At 43.9% G+C, this 20,445-nt stretch carries 10 protein-coding genes; 8 read left to right on the top strand and 2 right to left on the bottom strand.

Annotation, left to right across the window (positions count from 1 at the left end; all coding sequences use genetic code 11):
• Window positions 1-51: 51 nt before the first annotated feature.
• From NSS94_RS12680 to NSS94_RS12670, 3 genes are all read left to right on the top strand, one after another.
• A complete protein-coding gene (locus tag NSS94_RS12680; RefSeq protein WP_029517512.1) occupies window positions 52-1,518 on the top strand; it encodes a potassium/proton antiporter in 1,467 nt (488 codons plus the stop codon).
• A gap of 221 nt (window positions 1,519-1,739) precedes the next feature.
• Window positions 1,740-2,861 carry a phosphodiester glycosidase family protein gene (locus NSS94_RS12675; RefSeq protein WP_029517513.1) on the top strand — a complete coding sequence of 374 codons (1,122 nt, stop codon included), beginning with the start codon at window positions 1,740-1,742 and terminating at the stop codon, window positions 2,859-2,861.
• Between the two features lie 41 nt (window positions 2,862-2,902).
• Window positions 2,903-3,907, top strand: a complete 1,005-nt coding sequence (locus tag NSS94_RS12670) for a copper amine oxidase N-terminal domain-containing protein (protein WP_029517514.1) — start codon at window positions 2,903-2,905, stop codon at window positions 3,905-3,907.
• Window positions 3,908-4,032: 125 nt separating this feature from the next.
• Here the strand turns inward: NSS94_RS12670 and NSS94_RS12665 are convergent, their stop codons facing one another.
• Entirely contained in the window at window positions 4,033-4,572 is a 540-nt protein-coding gene (locus NSS94_RS12665; RefSeq protein WP_341039399.1) for a helix-turn-helix domain-containing protein, read from the bottom strand.
• A gap of 269 nt (window positions 4,573-4,841) precedes the next feature.
• Here NSS94_RS12665 and NSS94_RS12660 point away from each other — a divergent pair, with 269 nt between their 5' ends.
• On the top strand, window positions 4,842-5,255 hold the full coding sequence (locus tag NSS94_RS12660; RefSeq protein ID WP_069011792.1) for a DoxX family protein: 414 nt from the start codon (window positions 4,842-4,844) through the stop codon (window positions 5,253-5,255).
• A gap of 49 nt (window positions 5,256-5,304) precedes the next feature.
• Window positions 5,305-6,171 (top strand): VOC family protein, encoded by an 867-nt coding sequence (locus tag NSS94_RS12655; protein WP_318627327.1) that lies wholly within the window; start codon window positions 5,305-5,307, stop codon window positions 6,169-6,171.
• A gap of 78 nt (window positions 6,172-6,249) precedes the next feature.
• On the opposite strand, the gene glsA is transcribed toward NSS94_RS12655, so the two are convergent.
• The gene (gene glsA / locus NSS94_RS12650; protein WP_341039398.1) at window positions 6,250-7,188 is read right to left on the bottom strand and encodes a glutaminase A; all 939 of its coding nucleotides are present in this window, start codon (window positions 7,186-7,188) and stop codon (window positions 6,250-6,252) included.
• A gap of 295 nt (window positions 7,189-7,483) precedes the next feature.
• On the opposite strand from glsA, the gene NSS94_RS12645 reads away from it, so the two are divergent.
• Genes NSS94_RS12645 through NSS94_RS12635 form a run of 3 tightly spaced genes read left to right on the top strand, consistent with a single transcriptional unit; the run spans window position 7,484 to window position 20,389 of the window.
• The gene (locus NSS94_RS12645) at window positions 7,484-10,924 is read left to right on the top strand and encodes an amino acid adenylation domain-containing protein (protein WP_341039397.1); all 3,441 of its coding nucleotides are present in this window, start codon (window positions 7,484-7,486) and stop codon (window positions 10,922-10,924) included.
• A gap of 7 nt (window positions 10,925-10,931) precedes the next feature.
• On the top strand, window positions 10,932-19,511 hold the full coding sequence (locus NSS94_RS12640; protein ID WP_341040411.1) for an amino acid adenylation domain-containing protein: 8,580 nt from the start codon (window positions 10,932-10,934) through the stop codon (window positions 19,509-19,511).
• Window positions 19,508-20,389, top strand: coding sequence for a hypothetical protein (locus NSS94_RS12635; RefSeq protein WP_341039396.1), 882 nt, complete (start codon window positions 19,508-19,510; stop codon window positions 20,387-20,389). The genes NSS94_RS12640 and NSS94_RS12635 overlap by 4 nt, the downstream gene beginning before the upstream one ends.
• Window positions 20,390-20,445: the final 56 nt, after the last annotated feature.

The following is a 20,445-nucleotide window of genomic DNA, read 5'->3' as shown; positions in this document are numbered from 1 at the left end:
TAGATAAAAGGCGAAAAATTGAACATCTATTTTCAAGATAGGAGAAGCCGTATGGAACAGACAACCGTTATTAATTTTATTGTGCTTTTGCTGTCCGGCTTGCTGCTGGTCGGTGTGCTGACTACCAAATTTTCCAGCCGTTTCGGTATGCCTGCGCTCGTATTGTTTATTGCCGTAGGTATGGTGCTCAGTCAGTTTATTTATTTTGATAATGCCTTTATCACACAGCTAGTTGGCATTCTCGCGCTCATTGTAATCTTGTTTGAAGGCGGGATGCAGACAAAGTTTGCAGATGTTAAGCCAGTTATTCGACCTGCACTGTCATTATCAACGTTAGGGGTCATCATTACGACCGTAGTCATTGGCGTATGCGCCAAGTTTATTTTAGGCGTAAGCTGGATGGAATCCATGCTGTTTGGCGCTATTGTCGGATCGACCGATGCGGCAGCCGTGTTTTCCGTTCTAGGAGGTAAAAACATCAAAAAACGAATTACCTCAACGCTCGAAGCGGAATCCGGCAGTAATGACCCAATGGCTGTTTTTCTCACAGTAACATTGATTGAGCTGATACATCACCCTGAGCAATCCATTTGGATACATATCTTGTTATTTTTATGGGAAATGGGCTTTGGTTTAGCCGTTGGTTTTGTACTCGGACGCTTAGGTGTATATGCCATTAATAAAATGAATTTTGATTCATCCGGTTTGTATCCTGTGATGGCATTGGCATTTGCGGTCTTGACGTATGCGGCGGCATCGTTACTAGAGGCAAGCGGATTGCTGGCGGTGTATGTCATGGCGATTGTATTGGGAAATTCCGACTTGACCTACAAGCGATCTATTATTCATTTTAACAATGGCTTTGCCTGGATGGTGCAGATTATGATGTTTGTCCTGCTCGGGTTATTGGTCTTTCCCGATCAATTGCTGGGCATTGCATGGCAAAGCTTGGCGCTCTCCTTCATCCTCATGCTCGTGGCTCGTCCAATAGGCGTGTTCCTAAGCTTGCTTTTTTCCAGGTACTCTGTGCGCGAGAAAACACTGTTATCCTGGGCAGGACTGCGTGGGGCGGTACCTATTGTACTCGCAACCTATCCTTTACTGGATGAGATGGATGTAGGACCTTTGTTTTTTAATGTTGTATTTTTCGTCGTGCTCACTTCTGCAATTATTCAAGGTACCACTATTTCGTGGCTAGCGGTGAAGCTTGGCTTGATGGACCCTAACGAGACGTCGTCTCCATCACTGCTGGAATTAGTTTCTCTGGGAAAAACTACTTCGGAAATCAACCACATTCAGGTACAAAATGGGATGTCGATAGCGGGCAAAGCGATTCAGGATATACAGTTGCCTGAAGATATTTTATTCACAGCCATCATTCGGAACGAGCAAATTATTGCCCCGAGAGGCACGACAGTGATTGAACCGGGCGATACTTTGTACGTGCTTAGTCCCAAACTCAAGCGACAGCAGATGAAAGAGCTGTTCATGCTGCTCGAACCGGAGGCTGCTCCGTAAATAGGATATCGCCCCTATATTTACAGTCCTTCACATTTATGTGAAGGACTTTTTAATGTATTCTTTTTCAGAGTGGATGAATCTGTTAAAAAATTGACACTATCATTCTACAAAATTAGTTTATGATATTGTCGTTAGATGTCGCAGCCTATCGTTGCGGATCATTTGATGGGCAATAGTGATGAAATACGATAGAAGTCACCAAACAGGAGAGATGATAAATGAAACCGGAAGTCTTGCCACAGCGTGCAGCAGCTCGCAGGCAGAAAAATAAGAAAAAGAAACGAAAAGGAAAATTTGGTCGCTTTATGCTGCGACTTTTTATTGTATTCCTGTTAGCGGGAATTGGGGGTGGTGCATGGTTGTTTTTAACCCCTTCTGGCAAGGACATGCGCTATCTGGCTGCGGACACGCTGATTACGACTCAGCATCGTCACTGGGCGAAATATTTTATCGGCGAAGCAGAAGCGAAGAAACGAGTGGCTGAATATTCAGCCCGGTTCGAAGAGATGGGTGAGGAGAAGGATAGACATACAATCAACTTGCCTGATCTGATACCCACCAAAGTACAGCAAACGCCGTTGGTTGAAGTGGAAGAAGTGTCGGGTCGTAACTATCATGGCTATGTTATGACGGTGCATGACCCCACTAAAATTAGGCTCGGGATTCCTGCTAAAGTCGGCCGGGGAGAACATGTATCTAGCATGGTCGAGCGTTTGGGGGCTGTTGCTGGCGTAAATGGCGGTGGCTTTGCTGACCCCAACTGGAATGGGAATGGTTTTAAACCGATTGGCGTTGTCATTTCCCAGGGTAAGATATACTACAATGATATGGGGAGAAATGCCTCTGTTCAAATCGTAGGTATTGATAAACAGGGGAAAATGATAGCCGGTCACTATTCGTTGTCCGAGTTGTCCAAAATGAATGTGCAAGAAGCGGTTACTTTTCAACCACGTCTAATCGTGAATGGGAAAGGTCTGATTCGCAATGCAAGCGAGGGGTGGGGAATTGCCCCCCGTACCGCAATGGGGCAAAGAGCTGACGGTGCCATTATATTCGTGACCATCGATGGTCGTCAGCCTGGGTACAGCATTGGTGCCAACTTGTATGATATGCAAAATATTTTGCTTAAACATGGAGCAGTTATCGGTGCTAATCTGGATGGAGGTTCTTCAACGGTGCTAGTCAAGGATAATGCCATTGTAAACAAGCCTTCTTCTGAATACGGAGAGCGGTATTTGCCGACTGCGTTTCTCGTATTTGAGCATCCAGAGACCGTTAGTATCCCGAACATATGGGAAGGTTTGAATCCTGGAGACATTGACGCAGCCAAAAAGAGATAGGTCAGGAATGAACAAGTTCATTCAGTGAACGGAGACTGATGATGAAGCTAAAACGAGCAGGATTTCAGCGATTGTTTGTCGCCTTGTTAATGCTATCCTTACTCTTGACCACAATGCATCAGGCGGCTGCCGAAGCTACTAAACAGGGTGCCATAGCGTCTCAATCAACGCAGTTCATAGATATTGTTATAAACGGACAACCTATTGACAGCAAGGCTAAACCTCTATTGATCGACGGGAAGCTCATGGTTCCGCTTAAATCTTTAGCCGAAGCTGTAGGTGCAACCTACCACTGGGATGTCAAAAAGAAGCAGATTACGCTACAAAAGTGGGCAGAACCCTTGGTTCTTAAGGAGCGGTCACGTAAGAACCAGCAGCAACTTACCTTTGAGGTTGTAAGTGAAGAAGTATATATACCTCTGAGAGATGTTTCGCTTGATTTAGGTTATACGTTGGAGAAGACAAATACACAGATTCAGATTCAGCCGCCGATTCACGGTAAACTAAAAGAACAAATATATGAGGGAGATCTCGTGGCAGCACGCGAAGCGTTAATCCGCATAAACAGAAGTTCTGTCCATCCTTATATAGAACCACACCGTCCTAACACTGAGCTTCTGTCCAGTGTCTACATGTTCCCCCAAGGTGAAGCATTACGGTATTTTACAGTGAACGGGGATGTGCTGAGTCTGATTGAAGTGAAGGACGGTTTTCCGATTGTCACCTATCAAGGGTATGTGGGAGCTCCCTTTGATAAAGAATTTACAATGGAATACGACCCGCTGGGGCGTTTTTTGGAGAATAAAGCCAAAAATCAGTGGGGAACTTATCCGAAAATAAATAAGCCGCTGATCTACGAGTTCACTACAGGATGGGGAGACAGCAGTACCACTTTCTATGGGCGTATTACTACGGATAAAAAAGAAGAACTGCTGGGTACTACGGGTGATCCGATAACTGGACTCCCGGCTAATACCAAACAAATTATGAAAACCTTCAAGCTGCCGTGGGAATCGCGTACAGATGCCCAGCAGGTGATGGAATAAGTTAAAAGCAGCAATAGCAAATGAAAATATAAGAAGCGCGGATCGTTGAAGTAAAGATACTTCCGGTACGCGCTTTTTTCGATAGGATTTGTACTTTTGTTGCTTCGTGCTTGCGTAAATATCTATTAAGCATCATTATTTGCTTCGAGAAACACGGAGATCAGAATTCGGGCATTGTTTTCTCCCACATTTTTGACATAGTGGGGGATGGCTGCTCTCCAGCTAAAGGAATCTCCTGCTTCCAGGGTAGCTGTATCCTCGCCTTGCTCCACGTATACCGTGCCCTCCAAGATAAAATGAATCTCATCCCCTGCATGAGCATGCTCTTCTTCTGTAGATGAGCCGGGCGGCATTTCAACGAGCATCATTTTGACGTTACCCTGACCCCCCAAATGATCGACCTGGAGCTTGTTTTTACCATATAAGGTTTTACGGCGCTCGTCCTTGCGAATCACTTGCATGCGTTCCTCATCTTTAAGAAGCAGAAAAGCGAGAGGTACGTTTAGCGCATTAGCGATGCTGTCCAATGTAGCGATGGAAGGTGAGGTTTTATTATTTTCTACTTGACTCATAAACCCTTGCGATAGTCCGGTTCGTTCGCATATTTGCTGAATGGATAAATTTTTACGTTTACGAGCAGCGCGTATGTTGCATCCTATACTCATAGAGCGTTCCTCCTTTAAGAAAATATAATGTATACTAATGTAATATTTATCATACCAAATATTTTGTTGACAGACCACAGTTTCTTATGATAAATTCACATTACAAAATAATTATTTCTATTACTAATAATTCGAGTTTGATTCACATTCATGTGTTGCGGCATAGATTCAGACAGTATTATTTTTTTAACCAAATTATTAGTAATATAAATTAATTATTCATATGCACTTGTATGAGTGTAATAAACAAACAGAATGGAGAGATAAATATGAGTTCAGCAAGCAGAAACATTTCTACAATTATGCGGGTGGCGCTGGGAATTTTGTTTTTGGCACATGGAATTGCTAAATTCCAAATGGGGTTGGGTAATGTAGCAGGCTGGTTTTCCAGCATTGGCGTTCCAGGATTTTTAGGTTATGTTGTTGCGGTGATTGAGTTGGTCGGCGGAATTGCATTGATTCTTGGACTACTTACCCGCTATGTATCTGGGCTATTTGTGATTGTTTTGATCGGTGCTATTTTTACAGCAAAATTGTCCGGCGGGTTGATGGGGAATGGTCAAGGAGCTGGCTATGAGCTGGATATTGCTTTTATTCTTGTAGCACTTCATCTGGTATTTGCACCAACGACTCGCTTGTCTCTGGATTCGTTGATCGGCCGTCGTGAGTCAACCGAACAATAATTTTTGAATAGCTTTGGTTCTCCAATCCATGTAGAAAGAGGGAAATCTCATGACAGCGCATATTCATGACAACACCAAAATCGGGCAGGTTTCATTAAAAGTAAGCAACTTGGAACGTTCTATTCAATTTTATACAGAGGTCGTTGGTTTTCAGCTGTTGCGTCAAACGGCGGATACCGCTGAATTGACTGTCGATGGGAAGCATGCGCTACTGATCCTTAACTATATTGAAAATGCAGTTATTCTGCCGCGCCAGTCCGCAGCCGGATTATACCACTTTGCTATTCTTCTACCGAACCGTGTAGCTCTGGGCCTGTCTTTACGTAATCTGCTGGCTCATGAGATTGAAATCGGACAGGGAGACCATGATGTAAGTGAAGCCCTATATATCCATGACCCCGATAATAACGGAATTGAAATCTATGCAGATCGTCCCCATGATCAGTGGAAAAAGGATGCAAATGGATTCTACATGATGGGAACAGATCCCGTGGATGCAGAAGATTTGGTTGCGATTTCCGAGAATTTACCTTGGCAGGGACTACCTCAGGGAACGGTAATCGGGCACGTCCACTTCCATGTGTCTAATTTGCTCAAAGCACAGCAATTTTATTGCGATGTGCTTGGCTTTGACATTACGTGCCGGTATGGCTCTTCAGCCTTGTTCGTTTCCGCAGGTGGTTACCACCACCATATGGGCTTGAATATATGGGCAGGTGAAGGAGCCCCACCAGCTCCTGAGCACGCTGCCGGACTGGATTATTTTGAATTGATCGTACCAGATCAGAATGAATTGAATGCCATTGTGGCTCGTTTAGAGGCAGCAGGCTATGGAGTGCAAGAACGCGATGGCGCCAAGTATGTAGCTGATCCGTTCCGCATTCAAATTAAACTGGTTAACGGTCAAATCTCGTAACATAGAAGGAACTCAACAAAAATAGAAAAGGGTATTCCTATAAGCCGTAAAGGCTGGGAATACCCTTTTTTCGTATATCTAGAACAAGCTCCAATCCAAATCCCGAGACATCGTCTCCAGCAAGTGTACACCAGCTGTACTGTTTCCCATACGGTTCAGAGAAGGTCCAACCAGTCCAATGCCATAGCGTCCAGGTACCATCGTCATAATACTGCCTGATACGCCGCTTTTGGCAGGTAGTCCGACTTGAATGGCGAATTCCCCTGAAGCGTCATACATGCCGCATGTCGTCATAAATGTTTTGGCGATCTGTACATAGCGGCGGGGAATCAGCGGTATACCTGTCACCGGATCACGGCCGTTGTAGGCTAGTACAAGTCCCATACGTGCTAAATCTGTACAGTTCAATTTGACAGCACAATGTCTGAAATAAACTTCAAGCACATCCTCCACATGACCTCTTAAAATACCTTTTTCCATTAGAAAATAAGCAAGAGAACGGTTCAAATGGCCTGTAGCTGATTCTGAGTCGTAGACATCCTGATCATATTCCAATGTGTCATTGTGGGTAAGCAGGCGGAAAAATTGGAGAACACGGGCAAATTTCTCTTCTGGACTGTTCCCGCGAATCAGAGAGGAGATCGCGATTGCCCCCGCGTTAATTAGTGGGTTAAACGGAATCCCCGGCTCAACCAGTTCTAGTTTCAACATGGAATTAAAACGGTCTCCGGTAGGCTCCATACCCACCTTAGAGAAGACAACGTCCTCTCCATTATCCATCAAGGCCAGAATGAGCGTAAATACCTTTGAAATACTTTGCATCGTAAATTGGATTTCCGTATCCCCGGCTACCACGGTTTTACCTGCACCGTTCATTACAACAACACCAAGTGCGTTGGCCGGGGCTTTGGACAGTTCGGGAATATATGCTGCTACCTTGCCATGAATATACTCATGACGGCTTTGTTCTACCCATTCCGGCAGTTTGGTCTGTAATCTCTGCCACTCCGATGTCATTTCTTTTCCTCCAGTCGAGTAACCAATCTGTGGTATTTTATTGTAGAGCAAAAAGTAGCTATATACTTATTTTAAAGAAATTTTCAGTCAAAAAACAAGCTCTGATGTCATTTCTTTTTCTCCAGTTAAATACCCAACCTAATGTAATATCGGAATTATAGTTTATCCTCTGTAGTCTTCATTCTCTTCATCCAACTGCCTATCCAGAAATCACTTCTAAGTGGCACATATACCTTTTTTAGCATTGGCTCATAAGAAAGTTTCCCATCTTTAAAAAAGTTAATAGGAGAAGGAGATGAAGTGGAGCGTGGTACACGGTATGTTAGCGGATTACCCGCGGGAGAAAACGATTCATCAACTGTTCGAAGAGCAGGTTGAGCGCACACCGGATCACATAGCAGTTGTATTTGGGGAAAAGCACTTGACGTATGCTGATCTGAACAAACAGGCTAATCAACTAGCACATGTTTTGCGGGCTAAAGGTTTAGATCAAGACGAGGCTGTCGGAATGATGGTCGAATGTTCATTGGAAATGATCATCGGAATTTTCGGGATTTTAAAAGCTGGGGGAGCGTATGTGCCGATTGATCCTGAATACCCGAGGGAACGTATACGCTATATGCTGACGGATTCTGGTGCAAATCTCCTGCTGACCCGGCTTCCAATCCACCAGCAAACAGAACTCGCCAGTGTTGTACTGGATTTGATGGACAAGCGGAACTATGGGAAAGAAACAGGGAATCTCTCATCTAATCAAGGTTCCGATACCCTTGCTTGCATTATGTATACGTCTGGCTCTACAGGCGAACCTAAGGGCACCCTGACGATGCACTACAATATTACACGTGTTGTTAAAAAGCCGAATTACATCCAATTCTCGACAAAAGATAGGATATTACAAGTGGCCAGTTTTTCGTTCGATGGTTCTACATTTGGTATTTATGGGGCTTTGCTTAACGGAGGCACTCTCGTTTTGAACTCACAAGATCAAACCATGAATGCACGTGAGCTATCAAGCGTCCTACGGACACAACAGATCACGAAATGCTTCGTCACGACAGCACTTTTTAATGCATTGGTGGATGTGGATCCCGATTGCTTTGCAACAATTGAAACCTTGCTATTCGGTGGTGAGAAGGTTTCAGTCAGCCATGTGCGTAGAGCGTTTGCCCGTCTAGGTCCGGGCCGCTTAATTCATGTCTATGGACCGACGGAGAGCACGGTATTTTCTACTTATTATCATATCGATCATTTGGACGAAAATGCAAATACCGTACCGATCGGCAAACCCATCAGCAACACGAAGGTTTACATCTTGGATCAAGAGCAGCATCCTCTGCCACAGGGAGTTGCAGGTGAACTGTACATCGCTGGCGATGGCTTAGTTAAAGGTTATTTGAATCGTCCAGAGCTGACAGAAGAGAGGTTTATTCAGTCTTCATGGGTACCTGGAGGCAGGTTGTATCGAACCGGAGATTTGGTGCAAGAGCAAGCGGACGGAAACATCGAATATATCAGCCGGATCGACGATCAAGTGAAAATACGGGGTTATCGAATTGAGCCTGGGGAAATAGAGTCGCATTTATTAAAAGTAGATGATATACAACAAGCGGCAGTTATTGCCCGTGAAAAGGAGGCCGGTCAAAAGCAACTGGAAGCATACTTTACGGCGACCAAAAAACTGACAGCAGATGAAATTAAAACGGCTCTCTCTATAAAGCTGCCGAATTACATGATTCCATCTTTTTATATACAACTAGAACAAATGCCATTGACACTGAATGGTAAGCTGGACCGCAAGGCACTGTTGGCCCTTGAAGAGAATATGCATGGTGGAGCAGAATATGTGTCTCCTAAGCCAGGACTGGAAACGAAGCTGATGGACATCTGGCAGGATGTATTGGGTGTGCAGCAGTTCAGTGTTTTAGATAGCTTCTTCGACCTCGGTGGGCATTCTATTCATGCGCTTACATTAATGTCGAGAATGGAGCGTGCAGGATATCACGCCACTTTAACAGACATTTACCACTATAAAACGATTCGGGCACTCGCTGATTATCTTCATTCAACTCAGAATAATATTGTAGGGTCCAAAAAGCAACAGGACATCATAAAAACAACTCAAGAGTTGATATCTTGGCTTCACCAAGAAACAGATGGCGTTTACGAGCTGGTGAAATACCAAGTAAGGGATTTTATTCACGAAGTTAGAGATATTCAGGTGCTTTACTGCGACACGGTGGCTGACGTTAACCATATCATGCGGATCATGGACGGGAAAATAACTCAAGAGCTACTGCCACACTACATTGTACCACTGCATCAAAAAGCTAAAATGGCTGATCTATACTGGACCATGGATGAAGAGGTGTTTTTCCAACGTCTGGGCTTAAAAAGCATGGATCTGGGTCAGGTGGAAGGTTTACGCAAGCAGCTGGAAGACGATAATTTGAGAAAAGATCAGTGGATTAAAACAAGAGAAGTGGCACAAGAATATCCGCTAAGTGGAATTCAGCAAATGCAAATTTCGTTTGATACACCTCCAAGTTTAGGTATATTTAGGCTGGATGAGTGCGTGAATTACGATTTTTTGGATCAGGCTTTCGCTCATTTTGTACAAAGTCAAGGATTACTGAGAAGTGTCCCGGTCCAAAGAGATGAATGGACTTATTGGAGGGAATACGTACCTTCTAGCGATGGTTTACCAAAACTCAACATCATTGATGTGTCGGATTACAACCCATGTGGTCCCATTACGGACATGATAAATGATTATGTTACGAACACCCGTTTCGCCGAAGAACATACTTTGTTCCACATGTTTGTGCTGAAACGAAACCTTCGTGAACATTATGTCATAACTATTTATCATCATGCGATATGCGATCGGGTGACCTCGGAAGTAGCTGAAAGACAGTTGGTTGCTTACTACAGGAGTCTGCTTCAAAATCGACCCCTTCCTACGGATGAAGTGAAGCCCTATGTGGAGTATGTCAATCTAATCCAAAGTGGACCGAAAGGAATTACGGAACAAGAATTGATATCAGCCTTTAATCTGGAAGCGTTCCAAAAAAGCAAGCAAAATGTCTTCCAGGCACCAAATCTTCGAACGAGCACAGAAGCCTACCTGTTTAACGTAAGCATCCCTGCTGAAAATCCTTCTTTGGAGTTTGCGCTTTCTGTCTATACAAGGGGCTTGCAAACTTATTTAGGTATGGATAAGCTACCATTGTTATTTTTATATGATGGAAGAAGGTACGAGGAGGCGGCTTATTATAACACGGCCGGTGAATTTATTGATTTTGTACCTATGCTGATCGAACTGAAACAAAATCCGGATGAAATGATGCAGTCTGTCAGAAGCAGACTGGAATTATTAAAACACCATACGATTAATTTTATGCATCTTCTTACAAGTCCTGATTACAAAGACAAGTGGGAACGTGCCAGAACACTTGCACAGTTTGGGAAGCAGTACGAGCAACTAGACTTATTCATGTTTAACTATTTAGGAAACAGCGCTAAGGCAGACTCAAAATACAGCAATTATTATGATGAAACTATCATAAAGCAACCCAATCCGCTGCCGATCTATTCACTGTTCAATTGCATTGCTTCTTCCTACACGGACGGCCTTATTTTTTCTATACGATGCAGTTACGAGATAGAGGTTGAGGAAGTCAGGGCTGCATTTTATCAAGCTGCCGGTATGGCATCCCGGATAGGGGAGGTTTAATAACGTGATGGAATCAGCTAATACATCTAATCAGAGTAGTTCTGATAGGCCGCGACGTTACTTGCCTTTATTTTCTCAGCAAAAAGGAAATGCCGGATTGCCCGAAGGCGATGATCAAGCACTTTACAAGATTCGTTTGGGGACAAGACAGGTCAAAACGATTATGGGTTTTGTACAGCATCATCAGTTGGGTATGCCTTCTTTTATAACAGCCATATGGTCCGTACTGCTATCCCATTACTCCAATCAATACGCTCTGCCTGTTTTATATTCCGTGGTATCAGACAAGGAAGGGAAAGAATGTCGTCTGGATTATCCATTACTCATTCATATACAGAAGGAAGATCATCTTCTCTCTTTGATACAAAGGATACAAATGGAATGGAACAAACAATATAGTAGCGACGAATTGAGAGAGGATTTTTCGCAGCAAACTAAAGTTGATCCTCCATCAGGGGCAGGGAAGGATTTCTTCAATGTGTGTATCGCAGAGATTTATGGTGACTTTCCTTCTCCAAGTTTAAATGCGGAAAAGTCCCCTCCCCTTTATGGTATAGATCAGCCAGAAATCGTGCTCTGCTACCGGTATGACCCGGATATATTGGAGTGCGCAATACAGTATGATGGCAGCCGTTTCGGAAAAATGCAAATCGCCAGATTCGCAGGCCATTTCAAAACACTGCTGGCAAATGCACTCCTTCTTCCGGAGAAGACGGTACTATTTCACCCCATGCTGACCACAAGAGAACGCAGACAGATGCAACAATGGAATGATACGGAACAAGCCTATCCTTTGGATAAAACCGTGGTTCAATTGATCGAAGAGCAGGCTGGCCGAACACCCGATGCAATCGCTTTAGAGTTTGGAGAGCAGAAGCTGACCTACTATGAGTTAAATCACCGGGCAAATCAAATCAGCCGCATGATTTTAGAGTCGTATTCGATACAGGGGCATGGCGTTCTGCCGACCGGCACGCTGATTGTCATCGTCTTGGATAGAAGCGCAGATGTGATCCCGTCGATGTTTGGAGTTATGAAAGCGGGCGCTGCTTATCTTCCGATCGATCCCCAATATCCTGGGGAACGGCTGCGATTTATTTTAGAAGATGCACAGGCCCAAATGATTATAACGCACAGCCAATTAGTAAGTAGGCTAAATCCATATATTTCTCAAATGGGTAGGGGAGCATATTCGCTGATTTGTGTGGATGAATGCTTGGTGCAGCAGGACTACTATCCCTACGAAAACTTGAAGATCAAGGTTACACAGAATGATCTCGCTTATGTCATCTACACATCCGGTTCTACTGGAAAACCGAAGGGAACCCTTATTGAACACGCGGGTCTGGTTACGTTGATCCCTTATCTTGTTGAAAAGTTTGGTATCACCTCAGATTCAAGAGTCATGCAATTCGCCTCCATTAGTTTCGACGCTTCAGTCTATGAATGGATCGGCACGCTATCAGTAGGCGGAACAGTGGTTGTTCTGTCAGACGAGGAACTGCCTCCTTATGCAGACATTTCAGATATTCTTGAAGAGAAAAATATCCACGTTGCGATGCTAACGCCATCTGTGCTGCGAACGATGAAACATAGAGAACTGCCAAGATTGCGGACAATTGTATCTGCTGGAGAACCCTGTACGCCTGATATTGTGGACTATTGGGGAAGAGGAAGACGATTCGTGAACGCTTACGGGCCGACCGAAGTGACGATTATTTGTTCTACTTCCGTCTGCAGACCGGGAAAAGAAATTACGATCGGCAAACCCGTCTATAACAAACGTTTATTCGTTTTGAATCCATTCGGCAGTCCTGTGCCTGTCGGCGTTCCCGGCGAACTATGGGTGGGCGGTATAGGGCTTGCCAGAGGATATTTGAATCGTGAAGAACTGACTCAGGAACAGTTCGTTCACAAAGAGGTTGTAATTAGCAGTGAATATCCGCCACACAGTGAGCGGCTATATAAAACCGGGGACATTGTGAAATGGACGCCGGATGGTGAATTGGTATTTATCGGCCGTATCGATGAACAAATTAAAATCAGAGGGTATCGTATCGAGCTGGGTGAAATAGAACATCAGCTCCGCCAACATCCTGACATCGGTCAATGTGTCGTTCAAGCCTGGAAGGACGGGGCCTACCATAAACTGGTGGCCTATTATACTGCTGTAGAAGAGCTGAAAGAGGCCGATCTGACACAGCACTTAAACTCTGTATTACCAGCTTATATGGTTCCTTCATATTTTTGTTATCTGGAGTCAGTTCCAGTAAATACAAACGGTAAAGTCGACCGTGGAGCTCTCCCTGATCCGAGGGGTACCTTATTTAATCAAGCTGATGAAATTGTGGAAGCAGACGAGGACGGTTTCGAAAAGCGCTTGCTTTGGATTTGGCGGCAGATTTTAAAAAGAGGAGATATCGGGGTTAACGACCATTTTTACGCGGTTGGGGGAGACTCAATTCTTGCCATTCAGGTCGTATCTATGGCCAGGGATCATGGTATCATGCTTACTCCAAGACAAGTTGCGGAGTATCCAACCATTCAGAAATTAGCTGCTGTGGTTACTTGGACAGACAATGATCAAAAGGAAGATCTCAGCATTGACTTGACAGGCGAATTTGGTTTGACACCGATCCAGCACTGGTTTTTCGAGCAACAGTTTGTAGAGCCGCATTATTTCAACCAATCCCAGCTGTTTGTACTCCGTGATTGTGATCCTGTGAAGCTGGAAACCGCCATTAATCAATTGATTCGATTACATCCAGAGCTGTCGATGGAGATCGTAGTCAAGGAACATGTGTATTCGCAGCGCTACCGAAAGGATGTTTCCATTCAACTGGCTAGCTACACCCTTCAACAAGTCGATTATCCCGAATCCGAAATTTCAAGCATTTGTGATACGTGGAACAGACAATTGAATTACGAGACGGGTGCCATGATGTATGCAGGAGTAATTCAAGGTCACCCTGACGGTAAAACCCGTCTGTTTATGACTATACATCATCTAGTCATTGATGGAGTGTCTTGGAGAATATTGGTTCAGGAATTGTATCAATTGTATCAGGGTATAGCGCTGCCTACTGTTTTAAATCCATACAAGAAGTGGCATTCTGTATTGATGAGTTATTCTAGACATAAAGATACTTTACGTCATATTGAATATTGGAAAAAAGTGCAGCATCAAACCGCAGCATTTGTATTGCCAGTAGACCATTACCCGGATCGTAAAAAGAGCAGTGAATCTTCGGAATTAGTTACAATGCTTACTCCTGACGATACGGAACTGCTTTTGCATCATTGCTCTCAGGCTTATCATACTGAGATCAACGACCTGCTACTTACAGCCTGGTCCCTGGCGCTCTCCGCTTGGTCTGGACAGAAGACGATTGCGTTTCGCTTAGAAGGCCATGGACGTGAGCACTTTGTATCCGATATAGATCTGACAAGAACCATCGGTTGGTTTACCTCCATGTTTCCGGTATGCATTCAGATTACGGACAGTTCCCCCTTGGGAGCGACGATTAAATCTGTCAAAGAGCAGTTGCGTTGTATTCCTCACCGCGGCATGTCATATGGCGCTTTGAGATACTGCCATCCGAATACAGAAGTCCGTTCCGAGTTATCAGCTTCTGAACCTCAGGCTCTTTTCAATTACTTGGGCCAGTTTGATCAGGGGAATGCGAGCGAATTAAACCAGTGGTTAGGGTTTACAAGTGACGCAGCACAGGATTATAGCTCGCCGCTTAATCATGGAACAAGCCTATTGGAACTCAACTGTTCCATTGTTCATAGCAAGCTGCATTTGTTTATGAAATATAGCAAACGTCACTATGAAGAAACCACCATTACTCAGTTGTTAGATACTTTTATAACACGTGTGCTTGCTATTATCGAACATTGTAGCCGGACTGAACACCAAGAGTTCACACCTAGTGATTTTCCATCCGTGTCACTGGAACAACATTCGCTTGACGAGATCGTAAAGACATATCATTGGCAATATGGTCTAGATAAAATGATGCATCTAAGTCCCTTACAGGAAGGACTGCTGTTCCATTATTTAGATCATCCTAGTTCCGATCAATACTTTGTGCAGGTTAGTTGGAAATATCATGGTAGGCTAGAGGTAGACTGTTACCGGGAAGCCTGGAACAGCATCATTTCTGAAAATGATAGCTTGCGGACTTGCTACATTTGGGAGGCGTTGGACAAGCCCATACAATGTATTATCCGAAATGTAGAATGGAATTGGACATTTTTGGATTTTGAAGCAGAGCAACCAGAGCAGCAACAAGAGTGTATCGAACGCTGGATGACAATGGATCGTAATCGCCGTTTTGATCTGAGTCAGCCTGCATTCCGCATAACACTGATTCAGACTGTTTCAAACGAATGGACGATGATCTGGAGCTACCACCATATTTTGCTGGACGGTTGGAGCCTGCCGCTACTAATAAATCGAGTTCATGAACTCTATGTTTGTAGCCTGCAAAACCGGATGCCACAGCGCAGCTTGACCCGTTCTTATGAAACTTATATTCGTTGGTTAAACAATAAGGATCGCACAGAGGCCGAGTTATTCTGGAAGGCATATTTAGCCGACGTAACGGAGCCAACCCAACTACCGATAGAGAAGGGCATACTTCCCGAGGCACATCAACCGATTGAGAACCAGCAGATCGAGACTCTTTGTATTGATCCGAGACGAACCAAGCGGATCGCTGATTTTGTTCAGCAAGCACAAGTTTCGCTAAATACGTTGGTGCAGTTTGCATGGGGTAAAGTGCTACAAGTCTATCAAGATGCGGATACAACCATATTTGGTATGGTCGTTTCCGGAAGGGGATCGGATCTTGCAAAAGCGGATCAGATCACAGGTATGCTGATTAATACGCTGCCTTTGGTCATGCACTGGAATGTCGAGCAAACCATCACTGAATATGTACAAAAGCTGCACCAAACCATTCAGAAACTAAATGACTACAGCTATGTGAGTCTGAATGAACTGAAGAGCTGGACTGGTATTCAAGGACATGTCATGTTTTACAGCATCGTAGCATTCGAAAATTATTTGAACGACTATCGGCAACCAGAAAATGAATTGAAGATGTCAGCTATGGAGGAACGAGAGAAAACGAATTATCCAATGACGATCACCGTTGCCAATGACGGGGAACAGATCACCATCAAGTTTATGTATGATGCAGATCGATTGAACCAAGAAACGGTTTGTCGACTAGCAGAGCATCTGCTAAATACGCTGGAATATGTGCTGGAATACCCGAATTACAACGTCAGAGACGTTTGCTTCATGAACAAGGATGAATATGAACGAATCGTCTACGACTGGAACAATACGTATACAGCATATCCCAGAGAGCGTTCAATTATTGATCTATTCCAAGAGCAAGCGGAGCTGCGGTCTTCACAGCCTGCAGTAATTGCGCACAATCAGGTTATGTCCTACCACACCCTAAACCTCATATCCCAGCACGTTGCCAAGATGTTAACGGATGATGCTGATGATAACAATCATGGAAAGTTTATTGGAGTTTACTTGCCGCGCTCTCTTGAATTCATTGTCTCCATCCTGGCGATCATGAAAGCGGGATATGCCTATGTTCCCATTGACCCCGATTTTCCGGCAGCAAGAACCCGCGAATTAATCAAGGACGCTGGACTGGACACCATTATCACTTCACAGGAAGGAGCGGAACGTATCTCGGAAGCCTGTAAGGGAATCCGTTTAACACTGATGGATACAAAGTATTTTGACCAAAATGGAGTTGTGGAACAAGAAGAGAAGGAGAACATGATTGCTCCCAATGACCTTGCTTATCTAATGTATACATCCGGATCGACGGGAAAACCGAAAGGCGTTATGGTGGAACATCGCAATGTCATTCGCTTGGTCAAAAACACCTGTTATTTTCCGTTTTCTTCTGATATCAGATTGCTTTATACAGGTTCGCCTGTTTTTGACGCTTCTACGTTTGAAATTTGGGGGACGCTGCTGAATGGAGGACAGCTGTTTGTAGTTTCAAAAGATGATCTTCTAAATATACATGTGCTGGAGCAGCGGATGAAGGAGTGGAGAATTAATACACTATGGCTAAGTTCTGCACTGTGTAATCACTGGATTGAAGAAAATGAAAAGATATTTGCTGGACTCCAATGGTTGCTCATAGGTGGGGAAGTTTTGTCGGTTAAGCATATCAATCGTATCCGTCTTGCCAATCCGGAACTTTCGATTCTCAATGTATACGGTCCTACGGAGAACACCACCTTTTCGACGAGCTACCGGATCGAAAAGCCTTTTGAGCAGAATATTCCTATTGGCAAGCCCATTAGTAACTCAACTTGTTATATTCTGGACAAGTGGGGTCGTGTTCAGCCTGTCGGAGCAATCGGGGAATTATGCGTGGGGGGAGACGGGGTTGCAAGGGGGTATTGGCGGCAAAACCAATTGACACAGCATGCGTTTGCACCGAATCCTTATCGCTCTGCCAAAGATGGTGAAAGAGGTACGAATTCAATTCTATACCGTACGGGAGATCGGGCAAGATGGCTGCCAGACGGGAATATCGAGTATATCGGACGGGCTGACGATCAGGTGAAACTTCGCGGCTATCGAATCGAACTCGGAGAAGTCGAGTTCCGTCTTAACAGCTATCCTGTAGTGAAAGAATGTCTGGTCTTTATCCGGGAGGTTTATGGCGATTTGCGGATGATCGCTTACTATACAGCGGAAGAGGAGCAACGAGTGGAGCAGCTTCATACTTTTATGGCTGAAGGTCTTCCTTCTTATATGTTACCGTTTCGTTACGTTTGGCTGAAATCGTTCCCATTAACGGCTAACGGGAAAATCGATCGCAAAAATCTTCCTTTACCTGAAATCCATAGCAGCGATAAGGAAGCAAATGCTGGACCGAAGACTGAACTGGAGCAAACCATAGAAGAAGTTTGGAGCATGGTCCTGAAGCTTGATTACATTGGCAAGAATGAAGATTTTCACACGTTGGGAGGCCATTCGCTCCATGCACTACGAATAGCCAGCCTATTGCAAAAAAGCGGATATCCGGTTACGGTCAACCAAATATTTCGCGAACAGACGATTGAACTTTTGGCCCTTTCATTGATCCATGCAATGACGGATACAGCAACTGACCTTTGTCCGAACATGGATATCCCATATCAGTCTATAAGAAAAGAATACCCGGATGACGGATTTCCGCTGTCTGCTGTACAAAAACGTTTTTTCCAAAGAGATCTCGTGAATTATAACATGTTTAATGTACCTTACTTGGCTCGGCTCAAGAATTACATTCCTACAGAATTGCTGAACGCGTCGATTGAACCACTATTGAACAAACATGCGGCGTTGCGGCTGTCGTTTGCTCAACTGGATGATGAATGGTATCAGTTTGAGCAGAAAATAAGTGCAGGAGAGGTAGTTTCTTACGTAGATTTGCACATGATCTCGGGATCACATGACGCCTACATTTCGGAATACTGCTCGAAAGTGCAGCATGAATTCGATATCAAGGAAGGACCTTTATGGAAAGTTGTGTTGTTTGACCATTATTGCGAAAAGAGACAACAGGTGATATTACTTCTGTTCCATCATTTAATTTTTGACGGGATTTCCATAAACATTTTTTTAGAAGAGTTGAGACATCTTCTCTTGCCGGGAAAAAGGAGTGATTTGGCGTTACATGCGGAGGAGAAGGAAAGCAGTTATCGGGATTGGTGCATAGCGTTGTCGCAATATGCGGCAAAGGACCCTTTTCCTAAAGCATCCACTTTCTGGAGTAAGGTTGTGGAAGGCGGCCAATCTTTACAGGTTGACAGGGAATCGGAGATACAGCCTCTTCACCGACACATGAGAACTATAACGTATGATTTACTTGAAGGAGAGGAGCATATTCTTCTTCTAAAGGCATTGGCTATGAAGCATCATACTACTCCACTGAGCATCTTACTGACGGCGTTGTCACAAGCTTGTTTCCAATTGAAAAAGCAATCGGATTTGCTGCTGCATGTGATGTCTTATCAACGTGAGTCTTTTTTGCCGGGTATTATGATTGATCGTACTATCGGTTTTTTTGCCGGTGCATACCCCCTTCGAATTCAGATCCCAGAAGGAGAACTATTGGGGAATTGGGAAACGGCACTGAGACATATCACACATACGTTGCGGCATATTCCATCTGAAGGCTTGGATTATTTTATTTTACGACATATGATACAGGGAATTTATCTAGATAAGGAACCACTAAGGGACGGAACACACATGCTTTTCCATTACCAATCAGAGGAAATGAACGGGATAGCTGATGATTTGTTTGAGCCTTTACCCATATCTTACGGAAATACGAACGCGGCGGACAATCCCTCTGCTTACAAGTTAAATATGACGGCAGGTCTTAGATGCGACAGATTAAGTTTAACCTGCTATTATAGTTCACTGCATTATAAGGATCAGACGATCGCTGAGCTAATACGCCTCATATCCAGACATCTGTGCCAAAGCATCAGTGTTCGCCCATATACCATGATAGCGGAGGGGAGCTTCAGATTATGAAAATATATGAATTTTGTCCATTTTTCAATGAAAATCGCATTGCAGATATTAAAATAAAAGAAAATTCCGGTTGGATTGATGAGTTGCACGTGATCGAAGCTAACAAGACGTTCAGCTATTTAGATAAGCCTCGGAACTTTAATCCAGATTATGTTGGTCCCAAGGTCATTTATCATCCATTTCATGCGGATCAAATGTTTCGTGAACCTGAGAAGCACTCATTGTACTTTGATGTGGATAGCTGCGGTGCGGATAACTTTGACCGCTGGTACTGGCGTCTGCTCAGCCATAACAGTGCGTTTCATAATGAGGCTTGCCAAAGAAACAAGAGTACCTCTATCTTGCAGGATAAGGTTGAGGATGATGATGTAATCATTTTGGCTGATTTTGATGAGATCATTGATAGCCGGATGGCGGATCGTATTGTTTCGGAAGTGAAGAAACATCAAGTTATTACAATTAAAATGCACTACTCTGTATTCTTCCTGAATCTTTTTTGCCAATCTAATCACGGTGCTCCTTATTGGAGCTATCGCGTGTTCGCCATGACCGGCCGGTACTTCAAAAGTATGCCTTTCTTACCCGACTATCTCAGGAAGAAGGGGATTGCTGAAGCGCTGTATCATGACATTTATTGTCTGGAGGAGCCAGCTGGATTCCATCATTCATGGCTTGAATATCAGAAAACCGCGCTTCCCAAACTGCAAGCTTTTGCCGCCAATGTAGAAGATAAAAGTATATTAAATGCAGAGTATATTGATCAGTGCTTACATGATAAAAAGCTGTACTATATTGATACTGAACTTTATGTTGATAACTCAAAATCGTTTTTGAGCAGTCTACAGGAACTTAAAACAGATGATCTTTGGTACAATTAAAGGGAAAAGAGATCAAATAAAAACTGCCGACGGGGTCGGCAGTTTAGTTTAAAGAC

Origin of the sequence: Paenibacillus sp. FSL L8-0644 (assembly GCF_038008165.1) — a bacterium.
GTDB classification, from domain to species: domain Bacteria; phylum Bacillota; class Bacilli; order Paenibacillales; family Paenibacillaceae; genus Paenibacillus; species Paenibacillus polymyxa_D.
Note: the sequence above shows the minus strand (reverse complement) of the source record. Positions and strands in the feature narration are given on the sequence as shown.

Bases quoted from the DNA above. Each gene is read 5' to 3' on its own strand.
- NSS94_RS12645 (WP_341039397.1), top strand. From the start codon at position 7,484: ATGAAGTGGAGCGTGGTACACGGTATGTTAGCGGATTACCCGCGGGAG.
- NSS94_RS12655 (WP_318627327.1), top strand. From the start codon at position 5,305: ATGACAGCGCATATTCATGACAACACCAAAATCGGGCAGGTTTCATTA.
- NSS94_RS12660 (WP_069011792.1), top strand. From the start codon at position 4,842: ATGAGTTCAGCAAGCAGAAACATTTCTACAATTATGCGGGTGGCGCTG.
- NSS94_RS12680 (WP_029517512.1), top strand. From the start codon at position 52: ATGGAACAGACAACCGTTATTAATTTTATTGTGCTTTTGCTGTCCGGC.
- NSS94_RS12640 (WP_341040411.1), top strand. From the start codon at position 10,932: ATGGAATCAGCTAATACATCTAATCAGAGTAGTTCTGATAGGCCGCGA.
- NSS94_RS12675 (WP_029517513.1), top strand. From the start codon at position 1,740: ATGAAACCGGAAGTCTTGCCACAGCGTGCAGCAGCTCGCAGGCAGAAA.
- NSS94_RS12665 (WP_341039399.1), bottom strand. From the start codon at position 4,572: ATGAGTATAGGATGCAACATACGCGCTGCTCGTAAACGTAAAAATTTA.
- NSS94_RS12635 (WP_341039396.1), top strand. From the start codon at position 19,508: ATGAAAATATATGAATTTTGTCCATTTTTCAATGAAAATCGCATTGCA.
- NSS94_RS12670 (WP_029517514.1), top strand. From the start codon at position 2,903: ATGAAGCTAAAACGAGCAGGATTTCAGCGATTGTTTGTCGCCTTGTTA.
- glsA (WP_341039398.1), bottom strand. From the start codon at position 7,188: ATGACATCGGAGTGGCAGAGATTACAGACCAAACTGCCGGAATGGGTA.